At 63.8% G+C, this 22,937-nt stretch carries 18 protein-coding genes; 1 reads left to right on the top strand and 17 read right to left on the bottom strand.

Going from position 1 to position 22,937, the window contains the following annotated elements:
- Nucleotides 1-5: 5 nt before the first annotated feature.
- The gene (locus HPY65_06845) at nt 6-1,025 is read right to left on the bottom strand and encodes a biotin--[acetyl-CoA-carboxylase] ligase (GenBank protein NPU84189.1); all 1,020 of its coding nucleotides are present in this window, start codon (nt 1,023-1,025) and stop codon (nt 6-8) included.
- The gene (gene bioB / locus HPY65_06840; protein NPU84188.1) at nt 1,022-2,017 is read right to left on the bottom strand and encodes a biotin synthase BioB; all 996 of its coding nucleotides are present in this window, start codon (nt 2,015-2,017) and stop codon (nt 1,022-1,024) included. The genes HPY65_06845 and bioB overlap by 4 nt, the downstream gene beginning before the upstream one ends.
- Before the next feature lie 359 nt (nt 2,018-2,376).
- Between bioB and HPY65_06835 the strand changes: the two genes are divergently transcribed.
- On the top strand, nt 2,377-2,727 hold the full coding sequence (locus HPY65_06835) for a zf-TFIIB domain-containing protein (GenBank protein ID NPU84187.1): 351 nt from the start codon (nt 2,377-2,379) through the stop codon (nt 2,725-2,727).
- 193 nt (nt 2,728-2,920) lie between these two features.
- Here the strand turns inward: HPY65_06835 and HPY65_06830 are convergent, their stop codons facing one another.
- From HPY65_06830 to HPY65_06760, 15 genes are all read right to left on the bottom strand, one after another.
- The gene (locus tag HPY65_06830) at nt 2,921-3,535 is read right to left on the bottom strand and encodes a carbonic anhydrase (GenBank protein ID NPU84186.1); all 615 of its coding nucleotides are present in this window, start codon (nt 3,533-3,535) and stop codon (nt 2,921-2,923) included.
- A 51-nt stretch (nt 3,536-3,586) separates the two neighbouring features.
- Nucleotides 3,587-4,216: a dephospho-CoA kinase gene (locus HPY65_06825; GenBank protein ID NPU84185.1), complete on the bottom strand. Its 630-nt coding sequence runs from the start codon at nt 4,214-4,216 to the stop codon at nt 3,587-3,589.
- Between the two features lie 35 nt (nt 4,217-4,251).
- Nucleotides 4,252-5,016, bottom strand: coding sequence for a type III pantothenate kinase (locus tag HPY65_06820; GenBank protein ID NPU84184.1), 765 nt, complete (start codon nt 5,014-5,016; stop codon nt 4,252-4,254).
- Between the two features lies 1 nt (nt 5,017).
- Entirely contained in the window at nt 5,018-5,815 is a 798-nt protein-coding gene (locus HPY65_06815) for a biotin--[acetyl-CoA-carboxylase] ligase (GenBank protein NPU84183.1), read from the bottom strand.
- A 13-nt stretch (nt 5,816-5,828) separates the two neighbouring features.
- Nucleotides 5,829-6,692 carry a carboxylating nicotinate-nucleotide diphosphorylase gene (nadC, locus tag HPY65_06810; GenBank protein ID NPU84182.1) on the bottom strand — a complete coding sequence of 288 codons (864 nt, stop codon included), beginning with the start codon at nt 6,690-6,692 and terminating at the stop codon, nt 5,829-5,831.
- Between the two features lie 97 nt (nt 6,693-6,789).
- The gene (locus HPY65_06805) at nt 6,790-9,447 is read right to left on the bottom strand and encodes a valine--tRNA ligase (protein NPU84181.1); all 2,658 of its coding nucleotides are present in this window, start codon (nt 9,445-9,447) and stop codon (nt 6,790-6,792) included.
- 140 nt (nt 9,448-9,587) lie between these two features.
- Complete coding sequence (locus HPY65_06800) at nt 9,588-10,742, bottom strand: hypothetical protein (protein NPU84180.1); 1,155 nt, start codon at nt 10,740-10,742, stop codon at nt 9,588-9,590.
- A 123-nt stretch (nt 10,743-10,865) separates the two neighbouring features.
- Complete coding sequence (gene miaA, locus HPY65_06795; protein NPU84179.1) at nt 10,866-11,801, bottom strand: tRNA (adenosine(37)-N6)-dimethylallyltransferase MiaA; 936 nt, start codon at nt 11,799-11,801, stop codon at nt 10,866-10,868.
- Between the two features lie 10 nt (nt 11,802-11,811).
- Nucleotides 11,812-13,617 (bottom strand): DNA mismatch repair endonuclease MutL, encoded by a 1,806-nt coding sequence (gene mutL, locus HPY65_06790; GenBank protein ID NPU84178.1) that lies wholly within the window; start codon nt 13,615-13,617, stop codon nt 11,812-11,814.
- A 118-nt stretch (nt 13,618-13,735) separates the two neighbouring features.
- Nucleotides 13,736-14,653, bottom strand: a complete 918-nt coding sequence (locus HPY65_06785; GenBank protein ID NPU84177.1) for a hypothetical protein — start codon at nt 14,651-14,653, stop codon at nt 13,736-13,738.
- Between the two features lie 105 nt (nt 14,654-14,758).
- A complete protein-coding gene (locus HPY65_06780) occupies nt 14,759-17,530 on the bottom strand; it encodes a DUF799 family lipoprotein (protein ID NPU84176.1) in 2,772 nt (923 codons plus the stop codon).
- Between the two features lie 115 nt (nt 17,531-17,645).
- Entirely contained in the window at nt 17,646-18,413 is a 768-nt protein-coding gene (locus HPY65_06775) for an MBL fold metallo-hydrolase (protein ID NPU84175.1), read from the bottom strand.
- An 89-nt stretch (nt 18,414-18,502) separates the two neighbouring features.
- The gene (locus HPY65_06770) at nt 18,503-18,859 is read right to left on the bottom strand and encodes a hypothetical protein (GenBank protein ID NPU84174.1); all 357 of its coding nucleotides are present in this window, start codon (nt 18,857-18,859) and stop codon (nt 18,503-18,505) included.
- Nucleotides 18,860-18,891: 32 nt separating this feature from the next.
- Nucleotides 18,892-20,919 carry a hypothetical protein gene (locus tag HPY65_06765; GenBank protein NPU84173.1) on the bottom strand — a complete coding sequence of 676 codons (2,028 nt, stop codon included), beginning with the start codon at nt 20,917-20,919 and terminating at the stop codon, nt 18,892-18,894.
- A gap of 13 nt (nt 20,920-20,932) precedes the next feature.
- The gene (locus HPY65_06760; GenBank protein ID NPU84172.1) at nt 20,933-22,915 is read right to left on the bottom strand and encodes a hypothetical protein; all 1,983 of its coding nucleotides are present in this window, start codon (nt 22,913-22,915) and stop codon (nt 20,933-20,935) included.
- Nucleotides 22,916-22,937: the final 22 nt, after the last annotated feature.

Raw genomic sequence — 22,937 nt, 5'->3', positions numbered from 1 at the left:
CAGCGTTATCCTTTCTCGATTCCAGTCGGGAGGGTCACATCGCCGGAGAAGATCCGGTGGTCGCGGCCCCCGTCGTCCCGGAGCAGCAGAAACCCGTTTTCATCGATATCGGCCACAATGCCCGCCAGGTCCCGGCCGGGGACATGGACGACGACCGGTTTTCCGATCATGCTGCTCATGGACTTCCAGCGCGCCAGGAGGGGGGAGAACCCCTCCGCCGCGAAGAGATCGCAGCAGGATTCGAATGATTCGAGACAGCGGCGCAACAGCCGCACCCGCGGAAACGGCTTCCCCGTCTCGACGAGGACGCTCGTCGCCAGGGGGCGGATCTCCCGTGGGAACACTCCGGCCGGAACGTTCACGTTGATCCCCGTACCGATCACCAGGTAGTCGACGGCGCCCATGTCCGTGGCCAGTTCCATGAGGATGCCGGCGATCTTCCGCCCCCCCGCCAGGATGTCGTTGGGCCACTTGATGGTCACCGGGAGGCCCGTCTCCGAACGGAGGGCGTCGGCCACGGCCACCGCTGCCAGGATGGCCATGCGGGGCGCCTCGCCGGGCGGAATGGAGGGCCGCAGGACCAGGGATGCATAGATTCCCAGGAAGGGAGGCGAAAACCAGGTTCGCTCCCTTCTTCCCCGCCCGCTGCTCTGCTCCTCCGCCACCACCAGCGTCCCCTCCGGGGCTCCCCCGGCGGCCAGCTCCCGGGCCCTGGAGTTCGTGGAATCGGTCTCCCGGTAATGCCGGGCCTCCGTCCGTCCCAGGACCCGCGTCCGAAGCCCGTCCCGCACCTCTTCGATCCGGAGCAGATCGGGAACGCCGATGAGACGGTACCCCTTGCGGGTGGACGACTCGATCACGTATCCGTCCGCCTTCAGGGCGCCGATCTGCTTCCAGACGGCGGACCGGGTCATGGCCATCCGCTCGCTCAGGAACTGGCCGGAGACCCAGGCCCCCCGGCCCTGCTTCAAGTGGAGCAGCAGGAGCTCCCTTCCCGAAACGGATCCGGAACCGGCTGCCGTCACGCGATCCGCTCCTTTCGGGCCTTCCGGGACCGGAGATCGGGTACGGTCCCGCAGGATTCGGAGGCGCACCCCCCTCCCCCCGCACCGCAGCGGCACAGGTCCTGTTCCCGGGTCGGCTGGAGGCCGAGGTCCGCGATCATCTCGTGGTCGAGGGAGCTCTCCCGCCCGGTGGTCGTCAGGTAATTCCCCGTCATCAGGGAGTTGCAGCCCGCTACGAGGCCCAGGGGAAGAAGCTGGCGCAGGTTCCTTTCCTTCCCCCCGCAGAGCTTCAGGTCCCGGTCCGGCAGGAGAAAGCGGAACACGGCGACGGTGACCAGGATCTCCAGGGGCGGCAGAGGCCTGCTTCCTCCAAGGGGCGTTCCCTTAACGGGATGGAGGATGTTGATCGGCACCGAGTCCACGTCCAGTTCCCGCAGGGTCAGGGCCATCTCGATCCGGTGGGTGACGCCCTCCCCCAGGCCGATCAGCCCGCCCGAGCAGACGGACAGTCCGGCCCGCTTCGCCGTCCGGATCGTTTCCACGTCTTCTTGGTAGTCGTGGGTCGTACAGATCTTCGGGAAGAAGCTGCGGGACGTCTCCAGGTTGTGATGGTAGCGGTAGAGACCCGCCTCCTTCAGGTCCCGCGCCCGTCCGGCGTCGAGGATCCCCAGGGAGGCACAGGCCTTGAGGCCCAGGTCGCTGATTCCGCCGACGGCCTTCCGGATCTCCGCCCACTCCCGCGCGACCCCGATCCGCTTGCCGCTCGTGACGATGCCGAACATCTCGGCCCCGGCCCGCCGGGCATCTGCGGCCTCGACGACAATCTGCGCCGCCTTCTTCAGCGGATAGATCGCCGCCTCGGTTGCATAATGGGAAGACTGGGCGCAGAAGGCGCAGTCCTCGGGGCACCGGCCGGATTTTGCATTGGAGATGACGCAGAGACCGACGGCATCGCCCTTGAAGTGCCGGCGGATTTCAGAGGCCGCCGCCATGAGGCGGAAAGGGCGCCCCATGCCCTCCTCGAAAAGGGCCAGTCCTTCTTCCGTCCCGAGATCCCCTTTCCTGATCGCCCACTTCTGCAGCCTGTCGATGACGTCCACGTGAGGTTCCTTCCAATTTCGAATGTGCCCGCTACATAGGAAAATCCGTCCCGATTGTCAACCGATTCGTGCTTCCTGGTTGATAATGGCGAACGTCTGCCCTGCAACGGATCGGGGATCGGCTGCGGGCCGGAGCCCTGCCGCCGGGAGCGACGCCGCGGGCGGACTCCTTCGAGACTTTCGATCCCGTTGAAAAATCGCTGGAAAGATGATAAGGCACGGGAGCCTCGCGGGGCTCCGGAGACGACACCGAAATCCATCAGGAGGAAGATATGGCGGACGACAGAGAAAAGGTAAAGGTACTACTCCCCCCGGAAGGGGACTCGGAAGACGTGTTCTTCAAGGAAAACGACAGGAAGCTGATCATGGCCCTGCGGGAAAAGGCGGCGAAGGAGGCCGACGCCAAGTACCGGGAGGACCACAAGGGCCACTGCTTCCGCTGCGGGACGAAGAGCCTGGCGGAAATCAAGCGCGGAGGCGTGACCATCGACGTCTGCATCAACAAGGGGTGCGGCGCCGTACACCTGGACCCGGGCGAGCTGGAGGCCTGCGAACTGGAGTTGAAGAAACAGGACGGCGGCTTCTCCAAGATCACCGGCGCCCTGTCTTCGCTCTTCAAATAACGAAAAGGCCGTCTCGAATTCGCAAGGGCCCGCCACCGCATCTCCGCCCGAACGGATCCGGAACGGATAGCAAGCAGGGCCTCCCTGCAGGATGCGGGCGGATCGAGGCTCTCCAAAAAGAAAAGGCCGGCGGGAGAGGGGAATCCTCCTCTCTCCTCCGGTCTTTTTTCATGACTTCTTCGCCCTCGGCCCGCTATTTCTTCACCGCCAGGTACCCCTTCGCCAGGTTCGTGTTCACATGCACCACACCCTTGTTGAGGTCCTTCAGGGGATAGTCGTCGGTAACCTCCGGCAGGGCGTCCGCCTGGGCCTGGGTCTTGACAACGGAACCGGCGGGGACCACGCGCCGGTCCGCAACGGTCACTCCCATCAGGATGCAGCCCGGCTCGATGACGCAGCCCCGGCCGACCATCGCCCGGAACACCAGGGTCTTCATCCCCACAAAGGTGTCGTCCAGGACCGCGGCGGGCCCGTGAATCTGGACCTGGTGGGCCAGGGAAACCCTGTTTCCGACGTAGACGGCGTATTTTTTCCCCTCCACCTCGACCAGGTTCTTCTCGATCGGCTGGCCGTTCATCTCCGTCTCCAGTGCATGGATCACTACACCGTCCTGGACATTGGCGTTGTCGCCGACGTGGAGGGGCTGCCCCTCGTCTCCCCGGACGGCCGCACAGGGGGAGACCATTACGTTCTTCCCCAGGGTCACGTTCCCGATGACGGCGGCCAGGGGATGTACATACGCCGTCGAATCGACGACCGGCTCGGACACCTTGCCGCTGAAATCCGTCTTCACGTTTTTCTCGATCATACCCTTTTCCTTCCTCCCCGTTGATGGTTGTCAGGCTGTTCAAAAAGGCCGCTATGCGGCGCTTCCCAGCCGTTTTTCTTCTTCCCTCTCCGTCAGTCTGCGCCAGATGTCATCGACCTGGATCTCTGTTTCCTTGAAGGTCCCCTCGTTGTTGACAACGAAGTCGGCCAGAGGGACCTTCTCGTCGATGGGCATCTGGGAGGCCAGCCGGAGGGCCGCATCCTCGCGGGTGTAGCCGTTTCTCTTCATGATGCGCCGGATCTGCCCCTCCGGGCTCAGGTACACCAGGACCACCAGGTCCAGCATCGTCTGCATCCCCACCTCGAACAGGAGAGGCACGTCGGCAATGACGACGGCATCGGGCTTCTCCCGCCGGATCGCTTCCACGCGTCCGCGCCACTCATCGAAGACGGCGGGATGGACGATCTCGTTGAGACGGCACCGTTTCGCCCCGTCGTTGAAGACGATGGCGCCCAGTTTCTCCCGGTCGAGGGTCCGGTCCGGCCGGAGGACCTCCGGTCCGAATTCGGCGACGACGGCCTTCCAGGCCGCGCCGTCCGGTTCCTGCACCTCGTGGGCCACCCGGTCGAAATCGACAATGTAAGCCCCTTTCCGGAGCAGCATCCGGGCCACCGTCGATTTCCCGCAGCCGATTCCACCCGTCAGGCCGACGTTCAGCATGTTTCCGTGTTCCTTTCCCTGCGTCGGGCCCCGTCTCAGCGGTTCCTGTCGTAGATGATCCGGAGCCCCTGGAGGGTCAGCATGTCATCCACCTCGTCGATGGACTTCGCCTCCGTGGACACGACCTTGGCCAGTCCCCCCGTGGCGACGACGTAGGGATCCGATTTCACCTCTGCTTTCATCCGGTTCACGATGCCGTCCACAAGCCCCGCGTACCCGTACACGATCCCCGCCTGCATGCTGCTGACGGTATCCTTGGCTACGACCGACCGGGGCTTGCTCAGCTCGACCCGGGGCAGCTTGGCGGCCCGCTCGAAGAGGGCCTCGCTGGAGATCATGAGGCCCGGCGAGATGCACCCGCCCATGTACTCGCCCTTTTTCGAGACGTAGTCGAAGGTCGTCGCCGTGCCGAAGTCGACGATGATCAGGTCGCGGCGGTATTTCTCGTAGGCCGCCACGGCGTTGACGATCCGGTCGGCGCCCACTTCCTTGGGATTGTCGTAGTAGATGGGCATCCCCGTTTTGATGCCCGGTCCGACAATCAAGGGCCGGACGTTGAAATACTTCAGGCACAGCGGCTCCAGGATGTTCAGCATGGGCGGAACCACGCAGGAGATGATGATGGCCGAGATGGCCTTGGAGCTGATCCGGCTCGACTTGTACAGGTTGTAGATGAGCATCCCGTATTCGTCCACCGTATGGTCCGTCACGGTCCGGATCCGCCAGTCGTGGACCAGCTCGTCGCCGTCAAAGACCCCCAGCACCGTATTGGTGTTTCCCACATCGATGACCAAAAGCATGTCAGGACTCCTTCAAGATGGTTGCGTCTCCCGCCAGGACGCGCTTCCGGGCGCCCGTGGGTTCCTCCAGAATCAGCGCTCCGTCCTCGTCCAGCCCCACTGCGGTGCCTTCCTCCACTTCGTCCTGGAATGCGACCCGGATGCGCTTTCCCGTCAGGACGGAATAGGGCAGCCAGTGCGGCCGAACCGCTTCGAATCCCTCCCGGATCCAGAGATCGTAGAGGTTCTCCAGCTCCTCCAGGAGGGCGGCTGCCACGGCCGTCCGGTCCGTTTCCGTCCCGGTCTCCTCCAGGAGCGACGTGGCGGCGTCCCGGAATGCCGGATCCAGCTCTTCGCGCCGGATGTTCACGTTGACGCCGATTCCCACGATCACCGAGGAGATCCCTCCGCCGGAGAGCCGGAGCTCCGTGAGGATGCCGCAGACCTTGCGATCCCGGATCAGCACGTCGTTCGGCCATTTTACGCCGACGATGCCGGGACACCAGCGGTTCAGGGCCTTTGCGACGGCCGCACCGGCCAAGAGGGTCAACTGGGGTGCCGCTGCCGGTTCCACCGCGGGCCTCAGGACCAGCGAGAGATACAGGTTGCAGCCCGGAGGGGACTGCCAGGTCCGGTTGAGACGCCCCCTGCCCGCCGTCTGTTCTTCGGCGATGACGGCAGTCCCTTCCGGAGCACCTGCCGCTGCAAGCTTCAACGCCGCCAGGTTCGTGGATTCCACGGAGCCGAACAGATGAAGCGGGCGGCCGAACCTCCCGCCGGCCGGCATGTTCTGAAAGGTTTTTCCGTTCAGCGGCGTCATGATCGGGACCGTATCATCCTTCGGGCGACGGCTCCGGGGAGATCAGCAGGGAAATGTCCGCCGCCCGGACCGAGTGGGTCAGGGAGCCCACGGAGATGAAGTCCACGCCCGTCTCCGCGATGGTCCTGACGTTGGCCAGCGAGACGTTCCCCGAGGCCTCGAGGGGGATCCGCCCGCCGACCCGTCGGACGGCCTCCCGCATCGCCTCCACGTCCATGTTGTCCAGCATGACCATGTCCGCGCCGGCATCCAGGGCCTCCTGCAGCTCCACCAGATTCCTCACCTCCACTTCCACGCGGACGGTGCGGGGCACCCGCAGGCGGACCCGCTGAACGGCGCTCCCGATTCCGCCGGCGGCGGCGACATGGTTCTCCTTGACGAGGACGCCGTCATAGAGGGCAAACCGGTGGTTCGTGCCGCCTCCGGACCGGACGGCGTACTTGTCAAGGACCCGGAGCCCCGGAACGGTTTTGCGGGTGTCGAGGATGCGAGCGCTCGTTCCTGACACGGCATCGACGAACTGCCTGGTCATGGTGGCGATGCCGCTCATGCGCTGGAGGAAGTTCAGGGCCGTCCGCTCTGCGGAGAGCAGGGCGGAGAGGGATCCGGTCACGACTGCGACCGTCTGCCCCGGTCGGGCCTCCGTCCCGTCTTTCAGAGATTCCTTCAGCGCGGCCTGCGGATCCAGCAGGCGGAACGCCGTGATGAAGACGTCGATGCCCGCCACGACCAGATCCGATTTCGCCAAGGCGCACCCCTCCCCCCTTTCCTCGCCGCCGAGGATGGAGGACGTCGTCAGGTCACCCGGGCCGATGTCCTCGGCGAGGGCTCTGCGGATGATGGGTTCCAGCACGTGGCCGGGTAGGGATTCCTGCATGATGGATCGAGGATGACGAAAAACCGGGTGGGGTTCAGGGTCGCCCACCCGGCCGGATGCTTTCCGATCGGATACGGTCCGGACCGGTCGGTGGTGTTTACACCAGGGACCGGATCTTCTTCAGGGCTCTCTCGAGAGCCGTCAGTTTTTCCGTCAGCTCCCGCTGTTTCTGTTCTTCCTTCTTCACCACCGCCTCGGCGGCCCGTTCCCGGAAGTCGCTGCTGGAGAGCTTGCGCTGCGTCTGGGCCAGGTCCTTCTGAACCCGGGCGGCTTCCTTCTCGAGACGGGCCTTTTCCCCCGCCCAGTCGACCGTTCCCTCCAGGAGGACGAATACCCGGACGGCTCCGATGACGCCCGTGGCGGCCCCTTTCGGCTCATCCATGGCGCCGGCGGTATCGAGGCTCTCCAGGTTTGCCAGGTGAACGATCAGGGTGCGTTGCTGCTCCGCCACGGCCCGCAGGGAGGCGTCCGCAGCGGATACGATGATCTTGAGCTTTTTGGACGGAGGGATGTTCATCTCTCCGCGGATATTCCGGACCCGGCCGATGATATCCATGACCAGCCCCATCTGCTCTTCCGCCTCGGGATCCTCCAGCGAGGCGTCGGGCGCGGGGAAGCGGCTCACCATGATGGAGCCTCCGTCTCCCACGAGGGCCTCCCAGATCTCCTCCGTCACGAAGGGCATGAAGGGATGGAGTAGCTGAAGCGATGCCTTCAGTACCGCGAAGAGGGTCTTCTGGGCCGCCTGCCGCTGCTCCGGGGCATTCTTGCCGTAAAGCACCGGCTTGCCCATCTCCAGGTACCAGTCACACAGTTCATGCCAGATGAACTGGTACACCGCCGCCGACGCCTCGTTGAACTTGTACTCGTCGAGGGTCCGGATGACCTCCGCCACGGTCCGGTTCAGGCGAGCCTGGATCCAGCGGTCCGCGAGCGACTCCGCGGCCCGGTTGCGGCGCTGCTCGCCCGCGGGGGCGTCCTCCAGGTTCATCAGGGAGAACCGGGCGGCGTTCCAGAGCTTGTTGACGAAGAATTTATATCCCTGGATCCGCTCCTCCGACATCCGCACGTCACGCCCCTGGGCCGTAAAGGCCGCCAGGGTGAAGCGGAACGCATCGGCGCCGAACTTGTCCACCATCTCCAGCGGGTCGATGCTGTTGCCCTTGGACTTGCTCATCTTGTCGCCGTGCTCGTCCCGCACCAGCGCGTGCAGGTACACGTCCTTGAACGGCACGTCCTTCATGATGTAGAGGCCCATCATCATCATGCGGGCCACCCAGAAGAAGAGGATGTCGAAACCCGTGATCAGAAGCGACGTCGGGTAGAAGGTCTTCAGCGCCGGCGTCTGGTCGGGCCAGCCGAGGGTCGAGAAGGGCCAGAGGGCGGAGCTGAACCAGGTGTCGAGGACGTCCTCTTCCTGGCGGAGGTCCGTGTTCTTGCAGGTGGGGCAGGACGCGGGATCTTCCGTGGAGACGATCGTCCCGGAGCAGCTGTCACAGTACCAGACGGGAATCCGGTGACCCCACCAGATCTGCCGGGAGATGCACCAGTCGCGGATGTTGTCCATCCAGTCGAAATAGGTGGCCTCCCACATGGAGGGAATGATTTTCGTTTTCCCCTTGATGACCGCCGCCGTCGCTGCTTTGGCGAGGGGCTTGACCTTCACGAACCACTGCTTCGAGACGTAGGGCTCGATGTCGGTCTTGCACCGGTAGCATTTGCCCACGTTGTGAGTGTAGGGCTCCGTCTTCAGGAGGTAGCCGCCCTTCTCCAGGTCCGCAATGACGTTCTTCCGGCACTCGTAGCGGTCCTGCCCCTGGTAGACGCCGCAGTTCTCGTTCATGACGGCGCTGCCGTCCATGATCATGACGAGTCCGATGGGATGGCGCTGGGCGATGGCGAAGTCGGCGGGGTCGCACGCGGGGGTGATCTTCACGGCGCCGGATCCGAAGTCCATGGTGACGTAGTCGTCGGCGATGACCGGGATTTTTTTGTTCACCAGGGGAAGGATCACTTCTTTGCCGATCTTGTCGGTATAGCGGGAGTCCTGGGGGTTGACCGCCACCGCGGTGTCGCCCAGCATCGTCTCCGGACGGGTCGTGGCGACGACGATGTCGCCGCTCCCGTCGGCATAGGGATAGCGGATGTCCCAGAGAGAGCCCTGCTCCTCCTTGTATTCCACTTCGAGATCGGAGATGGCCGTGTGGCAGCGGGGACACCAGTTGACAATATAGTCTCCCTGGTAGATGAGCCCGTCGTTGTAAAGCCGGACGAAGGCCTCACGGACCGCCCGGGACAGCCCCTCGTCCATGGTGAACCGTTCCCGGGGCCAGTCGCAGGAAGAGCCGATCCGCTTGAGCTGGTTGGTGATGACGCCGCCGTACTTGTGCTTCCATTCCCAGACCCGCTCGATGAACTTCTCCCGTCCCAGGTCATGGCGGTTCTTGCCCTCCCGGGCCAGCTCCTGCTCGACCACGTTCTGCGTGGCGATACCGGCATGGTCCGTCCCGGGCATCCACAGGGTGTTGCATCCCTGCATGCGGCGGTAGCGGATCATGATGTCCTGAAGGGTGTTGTTCAGGGCGTGCCCCATATGGAGCATGCCGGTCACGTTGGGAGGGGGAATGACGATGGAGAACGGGGGCCGGTCGCTCGAATCCTGGGCGTGAAAGTAATTCCGGTCCAGCCAGTACTGGTACCATTTCGCCTCCGCGGCATGCGGTTCAAACACCTTCCCGATGGTCTTTCCTTCCATGGCTCGGCTCTCCCAGGCAATGCGAGGGGGCGGCGGTTCCCCTGCGAGAACCCGCCACCCCCTGCCCATTGCGGAATGTGATTCAGCAGGTTGCTGTAACGATCATTATTTCAGGCGGTTGGAGACAGCCCGGCAGCCTGTCAGAACTTCAGCTGCTCCTTGAATTCCTTGATGATCAGGAGCGCATCCACACCGGATACTGCGCCGTCCGGGCTGAACTGTCCCGTCGCGAGGTTTCCCTTCATGATCCCCCTGCTTGTCACGACCATGACGGCGTTGAAATAGGGGAGATCGGACCTCAGGTCGCCGAAGGTGGACGTGCTGCCGATGAACTTGGTCGCCAGTTTCTCGTCCCCCGTCACCTTGATGAGGATGTCCTCGATCATCATGGCATAAGCCGCCCGTGACACGAGACCCGCGGGATCGAACGTTCCGTCGGGATAGACCTCGAGGCCCCGCACGCCGTATTTCAGGAGTCCCTCAACGTCGGCTTTCAGGGGATGGCCGGCCACGTCCTTCGGGGTCGCGACGCTCTTTTTCGCCAGTTTTCCGGGTTCCCGGAAGGACGTATCGAAGGTCTTGACGGTCCGCCGCTCATAGAGCGTGTCGATTTTCAGTTCTTCCATGAACAGGGCGGCCGCATCGGCCCGGCTGATCTTCTCCAGGAGGGCGATCTTCCTGCCCGTGACGGTTCCCGGCATGGCGCGCTGGATCTTGTCCATCAGTTCCCACTGGGCCGCCGCCTGCGCGGTGTAGTCCCCCTTCAGCTCGGCCACCTTGGCGAACATGCCCCGGGCCTTCTCGAACTCCAGGGCCGCCCGGTAGGCCATCCCCATGAAATAATAGGCACCGGAGGAACGGGGATCGAACTGAACGGCGAAATCGAACTTTTCCCGGGCCAGGTCAAGCCAGTTCACAGGGGACTGGTTGAGGGTATAGACCCGGATGTAGGCGATATCGGCGTAGGCCTTCTGGTCGTTCGTGCTTGCGTGCCACCAGGCCTTGTCCACGTTTTTCAGGGCGCCGTTCGGGTCCTTCATGTACGCCGCGACAATGCCCTTGCCGGCATGAGCCTTGGAGTATTTCGGGTCCAGCTGGAGGGCCCGGTCGAAGCTGGCTCCCGCATCCTGAATCCGCCCCTCGTCCAGGGCTTTTTGACCAAGGAAGAAATGATGTTCCGGCGTATCCATCTCACTGACCGGTTTGACCGGCATCAGCCCGCAGGCAGCGATCCCGGCCGCCAGCAATGCGATCAAGAGGGCCGTCATCCATCTTTCCAACCGTAGGCGGTTCATGATTCCTGCTCCTTTCCAGCGCATAGGATTCTTTGGGACCGGGGAACCCCGGAACAGCCGAACAAACAGGGGTTGTTTCTACATAGAACCCCGCCCGAAGTCAAGGAGAATGGCGGGTGCGCTCTACGGGACACCCCAGAATTGCGAGACTTCCGCCTCGACGGCCTCCTCCTGCCCGGGGGTGAACCAGCGGATTCCGGTGTCCGCCCGGAACCAGGTTCCCTGTCGCTTGGCGAAGGCCTTCGTTTCCCTCCGCATCTTCTCGACGGCTTCCGGAAGGCTGGAACGGCAGCAGAGAAAATCGACGATCTGCCGGTACCCGAGGGCCTGCATGGGCCGGAGCTCCTCGCCGAACCCCATCGCCAGGAGCCGCTCCGTCTCCTCCACAAGCCCCGCTCCGAGCATGGCGTCCACGCGGCGGTCGATGGCGGCGAACAGGTCCGGACGCTCCATCGCCAGGCCGATCTGCAGGGAATCGTAAGGCCTGTCGGAGAACCGGTGATCCGCCCGGATGTCTACGATGGACCGGCCCGTCTGATCGAGGACCTCCAGGGCGCGGATGACGCGGACCGCGTCGGTCGGCCGGACGGCGGCGGCGGCCCTGGGATCCCGCCGGGTCAGGAGGTCGTGCAGAAATTCCCTGCCGCGGCGTTCCAGCAGGTCCCGGTAATGGTGCCGCAGGGCCTCGTCGGGCCCCGGTCCGTCGACCAGGCCGCCCAGCAGGACCTTCACGTACAGGCCCGTACCGCCCACCACCAGGATCGGCTTCCCCCGGCGGTGAAGATCGGAAATGACCTGCCGGGCATGCTCCCGGTACAGGGCGGCATTGAACGGCTGGTCAGGCCGGACGAGGTCGAGCAGGTGGTGGGGAACGGCGGCGCGGTCGGCCGCGGACGGTTTGGCCGTGCCGATGTCCATGCAGCAATAGACCTGCATGGAATCGGCGCTGACGATCTCGGCGCCCCGGTGGGACGCCAGACGGAGGGCCAGGGCGGACTTCCCGACACCCGTCGGACCGACCAGAACGGCGATGCGCGGCTTTTCAGCAGGGAGGGACATGGACCCGACCTCAGCGGCGGCGGAACAGTTTTTCCAGATCCGCCGTCCCGAATCGGACGACGACGGGCCGGCCATGGGGACACGTAGCGGCCTGGGGCTCGTCGCCCAGAGCCGTGAGGAGGGCAATCGCCTCTTCGCGGCTCATCTCCCGGCGGGCCTTGACGGCGCCCCGGCAGGCCAGAAACACGAGCATCCGGTCCCTCAAGGGAGAAATTCCCCGGCCGGAAGGATCGTCGCCTCCGACCTCTTCCGCCAGATCCAGCAGAAACGACCGGATGTCCCCGGCCGCCAGGAACACCGGGAGCGCCTTGACGACGACGGAGTCGCCTCCGAAGGGCTCCAGGAGGACACCCGCGTCTTCCAGGACAGCTGCGTTTTCCACGAGAAACCGGAGCTCTTTCCGCGGCAGGGCGACGACCTCGGGAATCAGGAGCCGCTGGCTTTCCGGGGGCCGATCCTGCTCCTGTCGATGGAGGCGCTCGTAGAGGAGCCGTTCGTGGGCGGCGTGCTGGTCCACGATCAGCAGGCCATCGGCGGCTTCAAAGAGAAGGTAGGTTCCCGCCAACTGGCCGATGTAGCCGCAGGATGGATCCGATGCCCCGCCGGGCCGGCTCTCCGATACGGTGGGCGTACCCCCCGCCGGCCGGTACGGCGCCTCCGGAGCAAGCGGCAGCATGGGCGCCGGGATTCTCCCGCCCTCCCTATGGGAAGGCTCCCCCTCGCTGCGGATCACATAGCGGCGAAGGGCCTCCTCAACGCGCCCGGATGCGGCAGGTGTGCGGAAAGCTCCGCCGTCCGGGGATTCACCGGCCGGGAAAACCGGTGAAAAGCGTGAGAGAGCCCGCTCGATGCAGTCATGGACAAGCTGAAAGACCTCGCCGGGCTTTCGGAAACGTACCTCCATCTTGGCGGGATGAACGTTCACGTCAACCTCGGCGGGTGCCATGTCCAGGAACAGAAGGGCCGAAGGATAACGGCGCGCCTCGATCCGGCGCCGGCAGGCCGTCATGACGGCCCGGTGGAGCAGGGCGTCGCGGACATAGCGCCCGTTGACGAAAAAGAGCATCTGCCTGGTCGAGGACCGCGTCCGCTCGGGTCGGGAAATGAATCCTGCCAGCGACGAGCCGCCGGCAGACCCCGACAGGGCGACCGCCTCCCCGGTAAAATCGGGCCCCAGGACGAGGGCGCTTCGCTCCGCCGGGTCCTCCGTAGCGGGAAGGTTCAGGAGATCCTTGCCGGACGCCGTCACCCGGATCCGGACCCGGGGATGGGCCAGGGCGATCCGGAGAACGACGTCGAGACAGGCTCCCTGCTCCGTCTTCTCCGACCGGAGGAACTTCTTCCGGACCGGGACAGCCTCAAAGATCCGGCTCACGAAGATGGTCGTTCCCGGCGCCCCTCCTGCTTCGGATACCTCCAGGATTTCGCCGTCCTGGACAACGATCCGGGTGCCCCCCGGCTGCGACCGCGTCCGGGTTGTCATCTCCACCCGGGCGATGGAGGCGATGCTGGGCAGGGCCTCGCCGCGGAATCCGAAGGAACGGACCGACCAGAGATCCTCGAAATGGGTGATCTTGCTGGTGGCGTAGCGCTGAAAAGCAAGCGGCGCCTCTTCAGGGTCGATACCGGTGCCGTTGTCTGCAATACGGATGGAGACGGCTCCCCCCCCCTCGAGGACCACCAGCAGATCCGTCGCCCCCGCGTCCAGAGCGTTCTCCAGGAGCTCCTTGACGATGGAAGCGGGGCGCTCGACGACCTCGCCCGCGGCGATGCGGGAGGTCAGCTCTTCCGGAAGCAGGTGAATCTTTCCCGGCACGGGTTCCTCCAAAAGGAAACCGCAGCCGATCCCGTCAAAGGGCAGACTGCGGTTTCCTTTTATCCTATTGATCTGCCGTCGATTTTCCGCCCGCCGGCATGGTTTGACCGGATCGGGATCAATCCAGCACGATCATGACGCGGCACTTCTGGAGAAAGGCCACGTTCTCTTTCACGGCACGGAGCTTCTGGGCGTCTTCGGAGGCGATCTTCAGATCCGACTTGCCCGCGCCCTCGGCACTCATGGCCTTGACCGTTATGGGATTGTTCGTCACCCTGGGATTCCCCTGGGCGGCGGAAAGATCCCGGGCATACCCGCTGATGCCCTGCTGAACGGCGTATTCCTTGTTCACCACGAGGGTGCCGTACACTTCCTTCCCGTTCTCGTCAAACACCTTGGGGGACATGGCCGGACGGGCGCCGAGCCCCCGGGCGTCAATGACCAGCCCCGTGAAGATATCCTCCGCCTTTCCGGGCTTTGGCCTCAAGGGCATGGGCGGCATGTCGGTCTTCTTGTCGTCGGCGATGGCCTTCGGCAGGATCGTCCTGACGAACGACCCGGACATGTACATCCGCACGGTCACTTCAACCGTTCCGTCGGACATGTACTCCCGGTTCGTTACCTTGGCGTTCTTCACGAGGCCGGAGACGCTGGCACTGATGATGTCGCTCTCGGTGACGAAATCTTTCACGGTCGTCTGGGAATCGATCTGGACTCCTTTGGTCACCTCCAGGAGGTTCCGGTATGCGTCCACCTGGGCCGCCCGGAGAGCCATCGGCCGCGCCTGGGGCTTGCCGTAATACTTCTCGGGAGGAGCTCCGATCCCGACGGACTCGATGTAGCCTTCCTCATAGTTGATGAGACCCTTTCCGTCCGGCGTGGTTTCCGCCACCTTGGCCTCGATGATCTTGTTCCACTTGTCCAGGGTTACCTTGCCGTCACCCGCCGCCTGCCCCTGCTGGCAGAAGCCAGCGCCGGTCAGAACAAACAGTACACCCGCGAGGACTCCCGCGAAAACCAGAACCTTCGATCTCATTTCAACCTCCTGATGATGATACAGTCAATTTTGTTCGTGTCGGGGAGGGAGGGTAGCACAAAGCTTTTTCCCAATTCAAGGAGGAAAAAGCACCCTCGTCCGGTCCTATCTCGTTTCCCGAAAGGCATCCGGCTCCGGCTTCTCCAGCCAGGGACGGATATTCACGTTCTTTTCCGGGTCGCCGAAGATCATCCGCATGTCCGGCGGGCTCTTGCCCCACCAGTTCTGCCGCGCATCGATGTACAGGGAAGAGAAGCTCTGAATGGCCACCTCGTTCCTTTCAAAGTTGTTCCGCTGGATCAGGGGACGCGACGCCCCGACGCACTTGACCGCTCCCTCTCCCCGGTTCCCCGTGAAGGTGTTGTAAGAGATGCGGGGGGAGGCGTCGTTCCGGCAGAAGACCCCGCACTGGCTGTTCTCGGCCACGTGGCAGTGGCTGATCTCGGGGCTGCCGAAGTGAATGTCGAAGGCTGTCTCGGCGTACTTCACGACACACCAGGAGAAGGCGCTGTTGACCGTCGTGGGTTTCGCCTGGCGGAAAGCGCTGACATAGAAGCCCGGCGAGGGAGACGCCCCGGAGGCGGTGAACAGGATCGGCAGGTCCCGGGTGCCCCGGGCGATCACCCCGCCATTCTCGGCCACGATGGCCGTGTTCTGGTCGAACCGGACGGTGACGCCCCGCTCGATGGTGAGGACGGCCCCTTCGTCGAGGATCAGGTCCTTCGTGACCGTGTAGGGGCTGTTCGACTGGATCAGATAGGCATCCGCCGTTACGCGGCCTCCGATCCGTGAGGGAAGAACCGGAAGTTCAAGGGATTTCCCTCCCGGCCAGGGGGAGCCCAGGATGCTCTGCACATCCACCTTCCCCTGGACTCCCGCCAGCACGTCCAGTCCCTTGGCGCTACCCCACCAGTTGCCGCGGGCCTTCACGGAATCGCCGGAGGAGGGGGCCAGGGCGTTGAACGGCTGGTTGTCCGAAACGTTGTTCTCCGTAATGGAGGGATTTCCTCCCGCCACGACGATTCCGGAGCCGTGGTTCCGGGAGACGCTGTTCCTCTGAATCACCGGGGCTGCCCGCTCCACGAGGATGCCTGCGTTCAGGTTGTCCTCGATGGCGTTGTCCGCAATCAGGGGCTCCGCGCCGTCGACGGCAATCACGGCGGATTGCCGGTTCCGGGCAACACGAGATTTCAGGAGGCGCGGTTTGGAAAAGGCCCCGGAGGCCCGGAAGGCCGTGTCATTTTCCGTCAGCTCCGAGGACTCCACGACGGGCGACGACGCCTCGCAGTCGACGGCCCGCCGGGCGTTCCGGATCCGGACGTAGCTCAGGGCGTTCTCCTTGTCCTTCACGTTCCGGAAGTGGATGCCGGGCCACATCTTCCCCTCCTGGGCGGAGTCGAAGACGATGATGTGCTCCGAGTCCCCCCGGGCCATCAACCGCCCCTCCACCGTCAGGGGCGCATCCTTGGAGCGGATTTCCGTACCCGGCTGAATGGTCAGGACCGCCTGGTCCCGGACCGTCACCGGCCCTTCCAGGACATAGGGACTGGCACCGGCGTGCCATGTGGTGTCGGCCTCGATGATCCCCGAAACCGGGGTGGGTCCCGGCGCGACGGGCATGCCGGCAACGGCACCCTTCCGCGTGCTCTCGTTTCCCGCCAGATCGACGGCGGTTATCTGGTAGTAGTACGCGGTTCCGTTCCTGAGGGACGGATCCCTGTCCGTGAACTCCGTGAATTCCGTCTTCGCCGCCTCGACATAGCCGCTGAGCGGAGTTGCGCTCCGGTAGACCCGGTATCCAGCCAGATCCGGATCGGTGGACCGGTTCCAGCGAAGCTGGACGATGCGGTCCCTCCCCACCGCGGCGGCGTTCGCCGGGGCGTCGGGCGGCGTCGTCTTGAGGGAAACGGACCCGACGGCGTCCACCCACTCGGAGAAGTTGCCGGGATCGTTGGCGAGGGCCAGCCTCCCGGTGATGATGGCCTGGCGGACGTTGTCCCCCGGAACCACCCGGTAGGTCCCCAGGTACCATCCCGGTTCCGTCTCCTGCATGTCGATGTGCTTCCGGTAATCTCCGATCGAGAAGGAGGCCATCATCTTCGGCGTACCCTGGAGGACCACCTTGATCTCGTCGCCGGCCTTCTTCGGCAGGTTTTTCGTGTCCTGGGTCAGGAGTGCGATGGCGGGCGGCCGCAGTGCCTCCGCCAGGCTCGGTATCGGAATCGTCTTCACCATGTCCCGGAAGAGGTCGTCGCACGCCCGCAGCAGCTGGATGTCCCGCATGTTGAGGGACGTGGCGATGACGACGGCGACGATTCCCACGGGCGTCGTGGAGATGCCGCCCTCATGGATCCGGGCCGTATGCTTGCCGCTCCAGAGGAAATGGCCCGTTTTCGTGTCGTACATCTTCACGTCGGCCCCCACGGAGACCTGGGAGTACAGGGCCAGGAAGAGCTTGTCGAAGTTGGAGACGGTCCCGTAGACGACGGCATCGACCCCGAGGATCTTCCCCAGTTCCTGGGGCGTCTTCTTTGACAGTTCCTTCGGGTCCCCCATCAGATCCGCCTTGCGGAGCAGGCTGTCCACCCGCTGCAGTTGCATGTCCGCGAACGGCAGAGAGCTGAAATGGTTGTAGAATCCCCGGCGGACCTCCTCCGACCCCTTCTGGCTCTCGGCCTCGTTGACGAAGGGAAGGACGGCCACGGTTTTGGGCATGTTCCGGGCCATGAACGGATCCGTCTTGTACGTGCCCTCGAACAGGCTCCGGATCGGCGGAGTGACCACCGTGCTCTCGGTAACAACGGCGCACCCCTGGCAGATCAGCAGCAGCAAAACGACCGCCAGGACTTTCCACGGTACAGGATGCTTGTCGTTCATGTCTCCTCCTTGCAGAACCCGTGTCTTTTTCACTCATTCCGTCCTGGTGCATCCGGGGGACGGGCCCCGATCAGGAGCCACCCGTCCCGGCCGGGTGAAGGAGCATCTGCTCCCTTCAGGCTGCCCGGACGAATGACAGGACGTTCTCCCCGTTGCTCGAGTATACTTCCCCATGTCCCGGATAGAGCGTCCGGGGCGACAATTCCGCTTTCAACATGTCGAAGGAACGGCGGATTTCCCGCTTGTTCCAGCAGAAGCGATTCAGTTCGGGTCCCCGTATCCCGTCCAGATTCAGGATCGTATCCCCGGTCAGGAGCCGTCCCTCCGCCTCCTGGTAGAGGCAGATCGAGTCTTCCGTGTGCCCCGGGGTTTCCAGGACCTCCCATCCCCCAAAACCGAGGGGATAACGCGTCCGGCCCCCGCCGTTCAGCGCCAGAAGCCTGTCCGCATCCACCCCGAAGCTGCGACGGTCCCTCAGGATGGGCAACGGGATCCCCGCCAGGGGACCGAAATCCAGATGGGACAGGCGGCGGACATAGCCCATCGATACCAGGGCAGCGGAGAGAAAGCCCGGAACCCACCCCTTGAGGAAGCAGAGTTCCCGCTTCCCCTGCAGGTATTGCATCGCCAGGGGATGGAGGAAAACCTTCGTGCCGGGAGCGCAGAATTCGAGGAAACGGGCCACTCCCCCGATGTGGTCGACGTGAAAGTGAGTGGCCAGGACAAAACGGACCTGGGCCATGGACAGACCGGGCTGGCTGCCGATGAAGCCGACCACGTCGTCCGCCGCGCCGACACTGCCGACGTCAACCACCGCCAGACCCTCACGGTCCGACAGGACATAGCAGCGGGCGAACCCGCATGGAGGAATACAATGGACCATATCAGTCGATCCGGTCTGTCTGCTTCGCCGCCAGCCCTGCGGCGCTTCGCGGGATGGTTTGTCTTGATGCGGACATGCGCACTCGAAGGCTATCGGGCTTCCCGATCCCTGCCTTTCTCGGGAGGCATGGAAACCTCCCGGATCGTCTCGACATCCAGGAACGGATTTGCCATTTTCGGAGATACCTTGATGAACTTGTAGGGAATGGCGATGGGCTCGCGGCCCGTGGCCATGGCCCGGTGTGTCAGGATCCATACGGCCCCTGTACTCGTGTCCACCAGGTAGGCCTTCTCGTCGGTTCCGGCCACGACCTGATACCTTCCTTCGGCCGCTCCCGCAATCGGAGACGCCGCCAGGAACGCCGCCGCAACGGCGATCGCAGCCAGAATTTTCACGACTCCGGCGATTCGCCGACTCGCTTTTTGCAGCTTCCGGTCTGTCATCATTTCCTCCTGATCCGGGAACCGGATCCACCCCGTTATGGCGCTGTGACGGTGATCTCCGGGCTTGCTTCGCTTTCCAGGCCGCTCCGGTCCACCGCCCGGAGGCAGAAAACCCTGCTTTTTCCCTTGGTCATGTCCCCCAGCGAATGGAACGTACCGGTTGCGGCTGCAATCTTCTCCAGGCCGAAATAACTCCGTTCGAAGATGTCGTACCGTGCGATATCGGGCTCCGCATTGGCCTGCCAGCGGAGAACGGCCTTGCCGCCCTCCGTTTCGCCCCGGAACCCGGCGGGAGGCTTCGGCCTTGCCTTCGTCGCCGCCGTTACAACCTCCGACGGCTCGCTCTCGGCGTCCACCCGATTGTATGCAGTGATCCGGTAAAAATACGCAGTCCCGTCTCCGAGGGCGCCGCCGTCGTCAACGTAACCGTCGGACTGTCGGCCCGATATCACGCGGAGGGACTCGAACGGACCCTCCTTCCGGACCGACCGGTAAATGCGGTATCCCAGCACATCATCCAGGGCACTCGGTTGCCACGCGAGGGGGATGCGCTTCACCCGGCCCACTTCCGCCCTGAAATCCCTGGGTGTCGGAGGCCTGCCCCGGGTGACCGCCGACGCGGTTTCCGAGGGCGTCGTTTCGGCTCCGCCTTCCTCATAGGCCGTTACCCGGTAATAATAGGTTTTCCTGTCTCCCAGCCCTTTCGCATCGACCACCGAGACACGACTGTCCGTTCCGGCCTCGGTGGTTGGGATGCTCAGAATCACGGCGAAATTTCCGCCGGGGCTCTCGCTCCGGTAGACGTGGTATCCGCGAATGAACGGCGACGGGACGGCCCTCCAGGACAGGGGAATCTCCCGGATCCTCTCCCCCTCCGCCCGGACATCCTGTACACGAGGCAGAGCGGAGCCGATGAGGGCGCGGGAATAATCGCTCTCCAGTTCCTTTTCGTTGTACGCCGTCGCCCGGTAATAATACCGCTCTCCGTCCCGGATCGCCGAATCGACGGCGATCACTTTGCCCGCCTCCACGGCGTCCATGCCCGGCCTCGCGTCCGGAACGGGGATGTTTTTCAGCTCGCGGAACGGGCCTTCCTCCCCGGCACGATACAGCCTGTATCCCTTGAACCGAAACGGATCGTCGCCGCGCGCCGGGCTGGGCAGCAGAACCAGCTGAACACTCCGGACCCGTGAGTCGGCCCTCAGGATGACCGGCGGGTTCGGTGTGGGAGCCGACTCGGCGGCGACGACGGCGGAAAACTCACTGTATCCGCCCCGGCTGCTGAAGGAGCGGACCTTGTAATGATACGTCCGGTTCCGTTCCACCGCCTGGTCCCAGAACTCGGAGCGGTTGACCTGGGCGATCCGCGCGAAGGGTCCTTCCGGGGAGGTGCCCCGGAACACTTCCCAGCCGGCGATGGCCGCCGCTCCGGGCGGGTTCTCCCAGGACAGCTGGATCTTCATGTTCCCCGACTTCTTCCGGATGTTGACGGGCGCCCGGAGGGAGAAGGCATCTTCCCGCTCCCGCCCCAGGTCCGTCACGGCGCCGGCGATCATGTCACCCAGGCTGTTCAGTTCCCGGGCAAGCCCCTCGTCTCCGAAGGCGGTCAGCCGGACGTCCAGAATGGGCTTTTTCTGTTCGACCTGTACCACGTTGCAGCGGATCGTCAGGATCGTCCCGTTTCGCTCCACGCTCCCCGTCACGATGATGTTCAGACCGAGGCGGTTCCCGATGAGGGCCACGTTGTCCAGGTGCTCGTCCTGCCGGAGATCGTTCATCGCAAGAAAGCTCTCCAGTTCCTTCCTGTCGAGAACGGAAAATTCTCCCCGGTTCTTGAGATGGACAAGGAGTGTGTTGGTGACCGTCGTTCCATAGCCGGAGGCCTCCAGGTTGCGGGCGCTGAAATTGAAGACGGCGGTCTTGACGGGAACCGCCGACCGGCTCGACGAAGGGACGGCCAGCAGGGCGATAACGAGCGTCGCCAGGAGCAGACGGGGTATCCCGCGAATCCGAAATCGGCCCGGGGATCCCGACGGGCCCTTGTCACGTTCCAATCCGGCCATGGGTCCCGCCTTGTTACTGTTCCTGGAGAAGGCCGTCGATCATCTCCTGGGATTTCTGGGCCACCGCCGTGGAGATTCCCTTCAGCTTGATGTCGTAAAGAGCGTCCACGTATTTCTCCACCGCCTCCTCAAACTTGCGCCGTTTGCGAAGCTGCTCCCCCGCATTGAAGTATTCCACTTCGAGGCTCTGGAAATGCCTCAGGACGCTCTGGCCCATCTCCGAGATTTTTCCGTTCGTCAGCTCGGACAGGACCTCCGCTTCCGTGGGAAGCTGCAGCGGATCCTGGGGGATGTTCGCCATGGGAACGCCGTCCTGGTATTTGTCTTCCTTGATCAGGCGCCCCTCGATGGTGTTCGTGAAGATGTTTTCTCCGGTGGTCGTGTCCACCAGCTTGTAGGATACGTCGAAGAGGGCCACGATCCGTGCGTTGCCCTGCTTGTACGTGACGAACTGGTAATTGCGCTTCTTCATCGTCTTCGGCGGAGCCGTCTTCATTTCCTCGCTCGTGGGCCTGGGATGCATGATCAGCCAGGTCTGCCACTCCGGGTTGGGGACGTCCTCCTCGTCCAGCAGGACCCGCACCTGGTTGTTGCTGGCCGTATCCGCCTTGGTGGCCATGACCTTCAGGACGTTCCCCATGATAAAGGTGTCGATGCCGCGCATCTTGATGGCCTGGGCGGATTTCACGTCCACGAGGCCGGTCTGGCCGAGTTGCATCTCCCGAAGGATGTTCTGGAGGTTTTCCCGCTCAATGATCCGGAGATCGCTGCTGGCCTTCTGGTAGAGGTACGCCACGAGCTTGTCCGCCGCCATCTTGCCGGCGTCCTTGTCGTTGCTGGGGCTTGAAAAATCGAAGACGGCGATGGACTTGCGGATCCGCTTGCCGATCCGCTCCCGGGCGTCCTGAATTTTCTGGAAGAGTTCCGGGTGATTCGGACTCAGGGATTCGGCCTTCTGGTACCACATCAGGGCGTTTCCCCACAGCTCCCGTTCGTTGAACCGGTTGCCCCGTTCAATGAGCCGGGACGTCGCCCTGGCCAGCAGGTCCCGGAAGACCGGTTCCTCCTGCATGGACGGCAGGTAGCGCTTCACGGATTCGATCTTCCGGACGGCCGGGTTCAATCTTCCCTGGCTCACCAGTTTCTCCGCTTCCTCGAAGAAGATCTGGCCGGTTTTCACTCTCAGGTTTTCCAGCTTCTTGGCGAGATCCTGGTTGCTCGGCTCGTATTCCCGGGCCCGCTGGTAGCAGAAGATCGCCCGGTCCCATTGCTTTGCCTTCTCGGCCTTCTCCCCTTCCCCCAGGAAGTAGGCCGCATTGTCGTTGGCCACGGCGATTTTGTACAGGGCGGCCACGTCGAGGAAGTTGGGGTTCATCTCCATGGCGGCCTGGAAGGCCTGGGCGGCCGTCTTCCAGTCCTCCTGCTTGCTGAGGGAAACCCCCTGCTGGTAAAGCTGCCTTGCCCCCTCCTGGTTTACCCGCGCCAGTCTGGTTGCGGTCTCCTCGTAGTTCGGGAAAATCCGGTTGACCTGGAGGAGCTTTGTGCGGGCCGCGTTCCAGTCTTCTTTCTGAATGTCCAGGTCCGCCTGGGCATAGAGGTTCTTTGCCTGGCCCAGGAGGGCATCGAGCCGATTCTTCACGGAATCCCGAAACGCCTTGATCTCGCGGCTGGAGGGATCCATTGCGGCCAAGGAATCGGCATCCTTCAAAACCCGGTCGAGGACCGTGGCGTCGGGCTCCTTCAGGGCTTCGTATGCCTTCCGGACCCGCTCCAGACGGCCCGCGGCGCCCTTCTGCCGCGCCTGCTGAAGGGCGGCCTGATACTCGGTGTTGTCGCGGCTCTCCAGTACAGCGGCCTCGAAATAGGCGATCGCCTCCTCCGGACGGTTCTGGCCCATCAGATCCTGGCCCATCTTGTAGTTCTCGCTCATGGCGCATCCGGCCAGCAGGAGCAGGGCGGTCAGGAGCAGGAATTCCTTCCAGTGAGTCCGGTGCATGGCAACCTCCTTCGCGTTGATT

Source organism: Syntrophaceae bacterium (assembly GCA_013177825.1).
Taxonomy (GTDB): Bacteria; Desulfobacterota; Syntrophia; order Syntrophales; family PHBD01; genus PHBD01.
Note: the sequence above shows the minus strand (reverse complement) of the source record. Positions and strands in the feature narration are given on the sequence as shown.

Excerpts from the sequence above, each read along its gene's own strand:
- HPY65_06780 (NPU84176.1), bottom strand. The coding sequence starts at position 17,530 with ATGAACGACAAGCATCCTGTACCGTGGAAAGTCCTGGCGGTCGTTTTG.
- HPY65_06770 (NPU84174.1), bottom strand. The coding sequence starts at position 18,859 with ATGATGACAGACCGGAAGCTGCAAAAAGCGAGTCGGCGAATCGCCGGA.
- HPY65_06820 (NPU84184.1), bottom strand. The coding sequence starts at position 5,016 with ATGCTTTTGGTCATCGATGTGGGAAACACCAATACGGTGCTGGGGGTC.
- HPY65_06805 (NPU84181.1), bottom strand. The coding sequence starts at position 9,447 with ATGGAAGGAAAGACCATCGGGAAGGTGTTTGAACCGCATGCCGCGGAG.
- miaA (NPU84179.1), bottom strand. The coding sequence starts at position 11,801 with ATGTCCCTCCCTGCTGAAAAGCCGCGCATCGCCGTTCTGGTCGGTCCG.
- HPY65_06785 (NPU84177.1), bottom strand. The coding sequence starts at position 14,653 with ATGAGATCGAAGGTTCTGGTTTTCGCGGGAGTCCTCGCGGGTGTACTG.
- HPY65_06830 (NPU84186.1), bottom strand. The coding sequence starts at position 3,535 with ATGATCGAGAAAAACGTGAAGACGGATTTCAGCGGCAAGGTGTCCGAG.
- HPY65_06765 (NPU84173.1), bottom strand. The coding sequence starts at position 20,919 with ATGGCCGGATTGGAACGTGACAAGGGCCCGTCGGGATCCCCGGGCCGA.
- HPY65_06815 (NPU84183.1), bottom strand. The coding sequence starts at position 5,815 with ATGACGCCGCTGAACGGAAAAACCTTTCAGAACATGCCGGCCGGCGGG.
- HPY65_06835 (NPU84187.1), top strand. The coding sequence starts at position 2,377 with ATGGCGGACGACAGAGAAAAGGTAAAGGTACTACTCCCCCCGGAAGGG.
- bioB (NPU84188.1), bottom strand. The coding sequence starts at position 2,017 with ATGGGGCGCCCTTTCCGCCTCATGGCGGCGGCCTCTGAAATCCGCCGG.
- nadC (NPU84182.1), bottom strand. The coding sequence starts at position 6,692 with ATGCAGGAATCCCTACCCGGCCACGTGCTGGAACCCATCATCCGCAGA.
- HPY65_06825 (NPU84185.1), bottom strand. The coding sequence starts at position 4,216 with ATGCTGAACGTCGGCCTGACGGGTGGAATCGGCTGCGGGAAATCGACG.
- HPY65_06800 (NPU84180.1), bottom strand. The coding sequence starts at position 10,742 with ATGAACCGCCTACGGTTGGAAAGATGGATGACGGCCCTCTTGATCGCA.
- HPY65_06775 (NPU84175.1), bottom strand. The coding sequence starts at position 18,413 with ATGGTCCATTGTATTCCTCCATGCGGGTTCGCCCGCTGCTATGTCCTG.
- HPY65_06760 (NPU84172.1), bottom strand. The coding sequence starts at position 22,915 with ATGCACCGGACTCACTGGAAGGAATTCCTGCTCCTGACCGCCCTGCTC.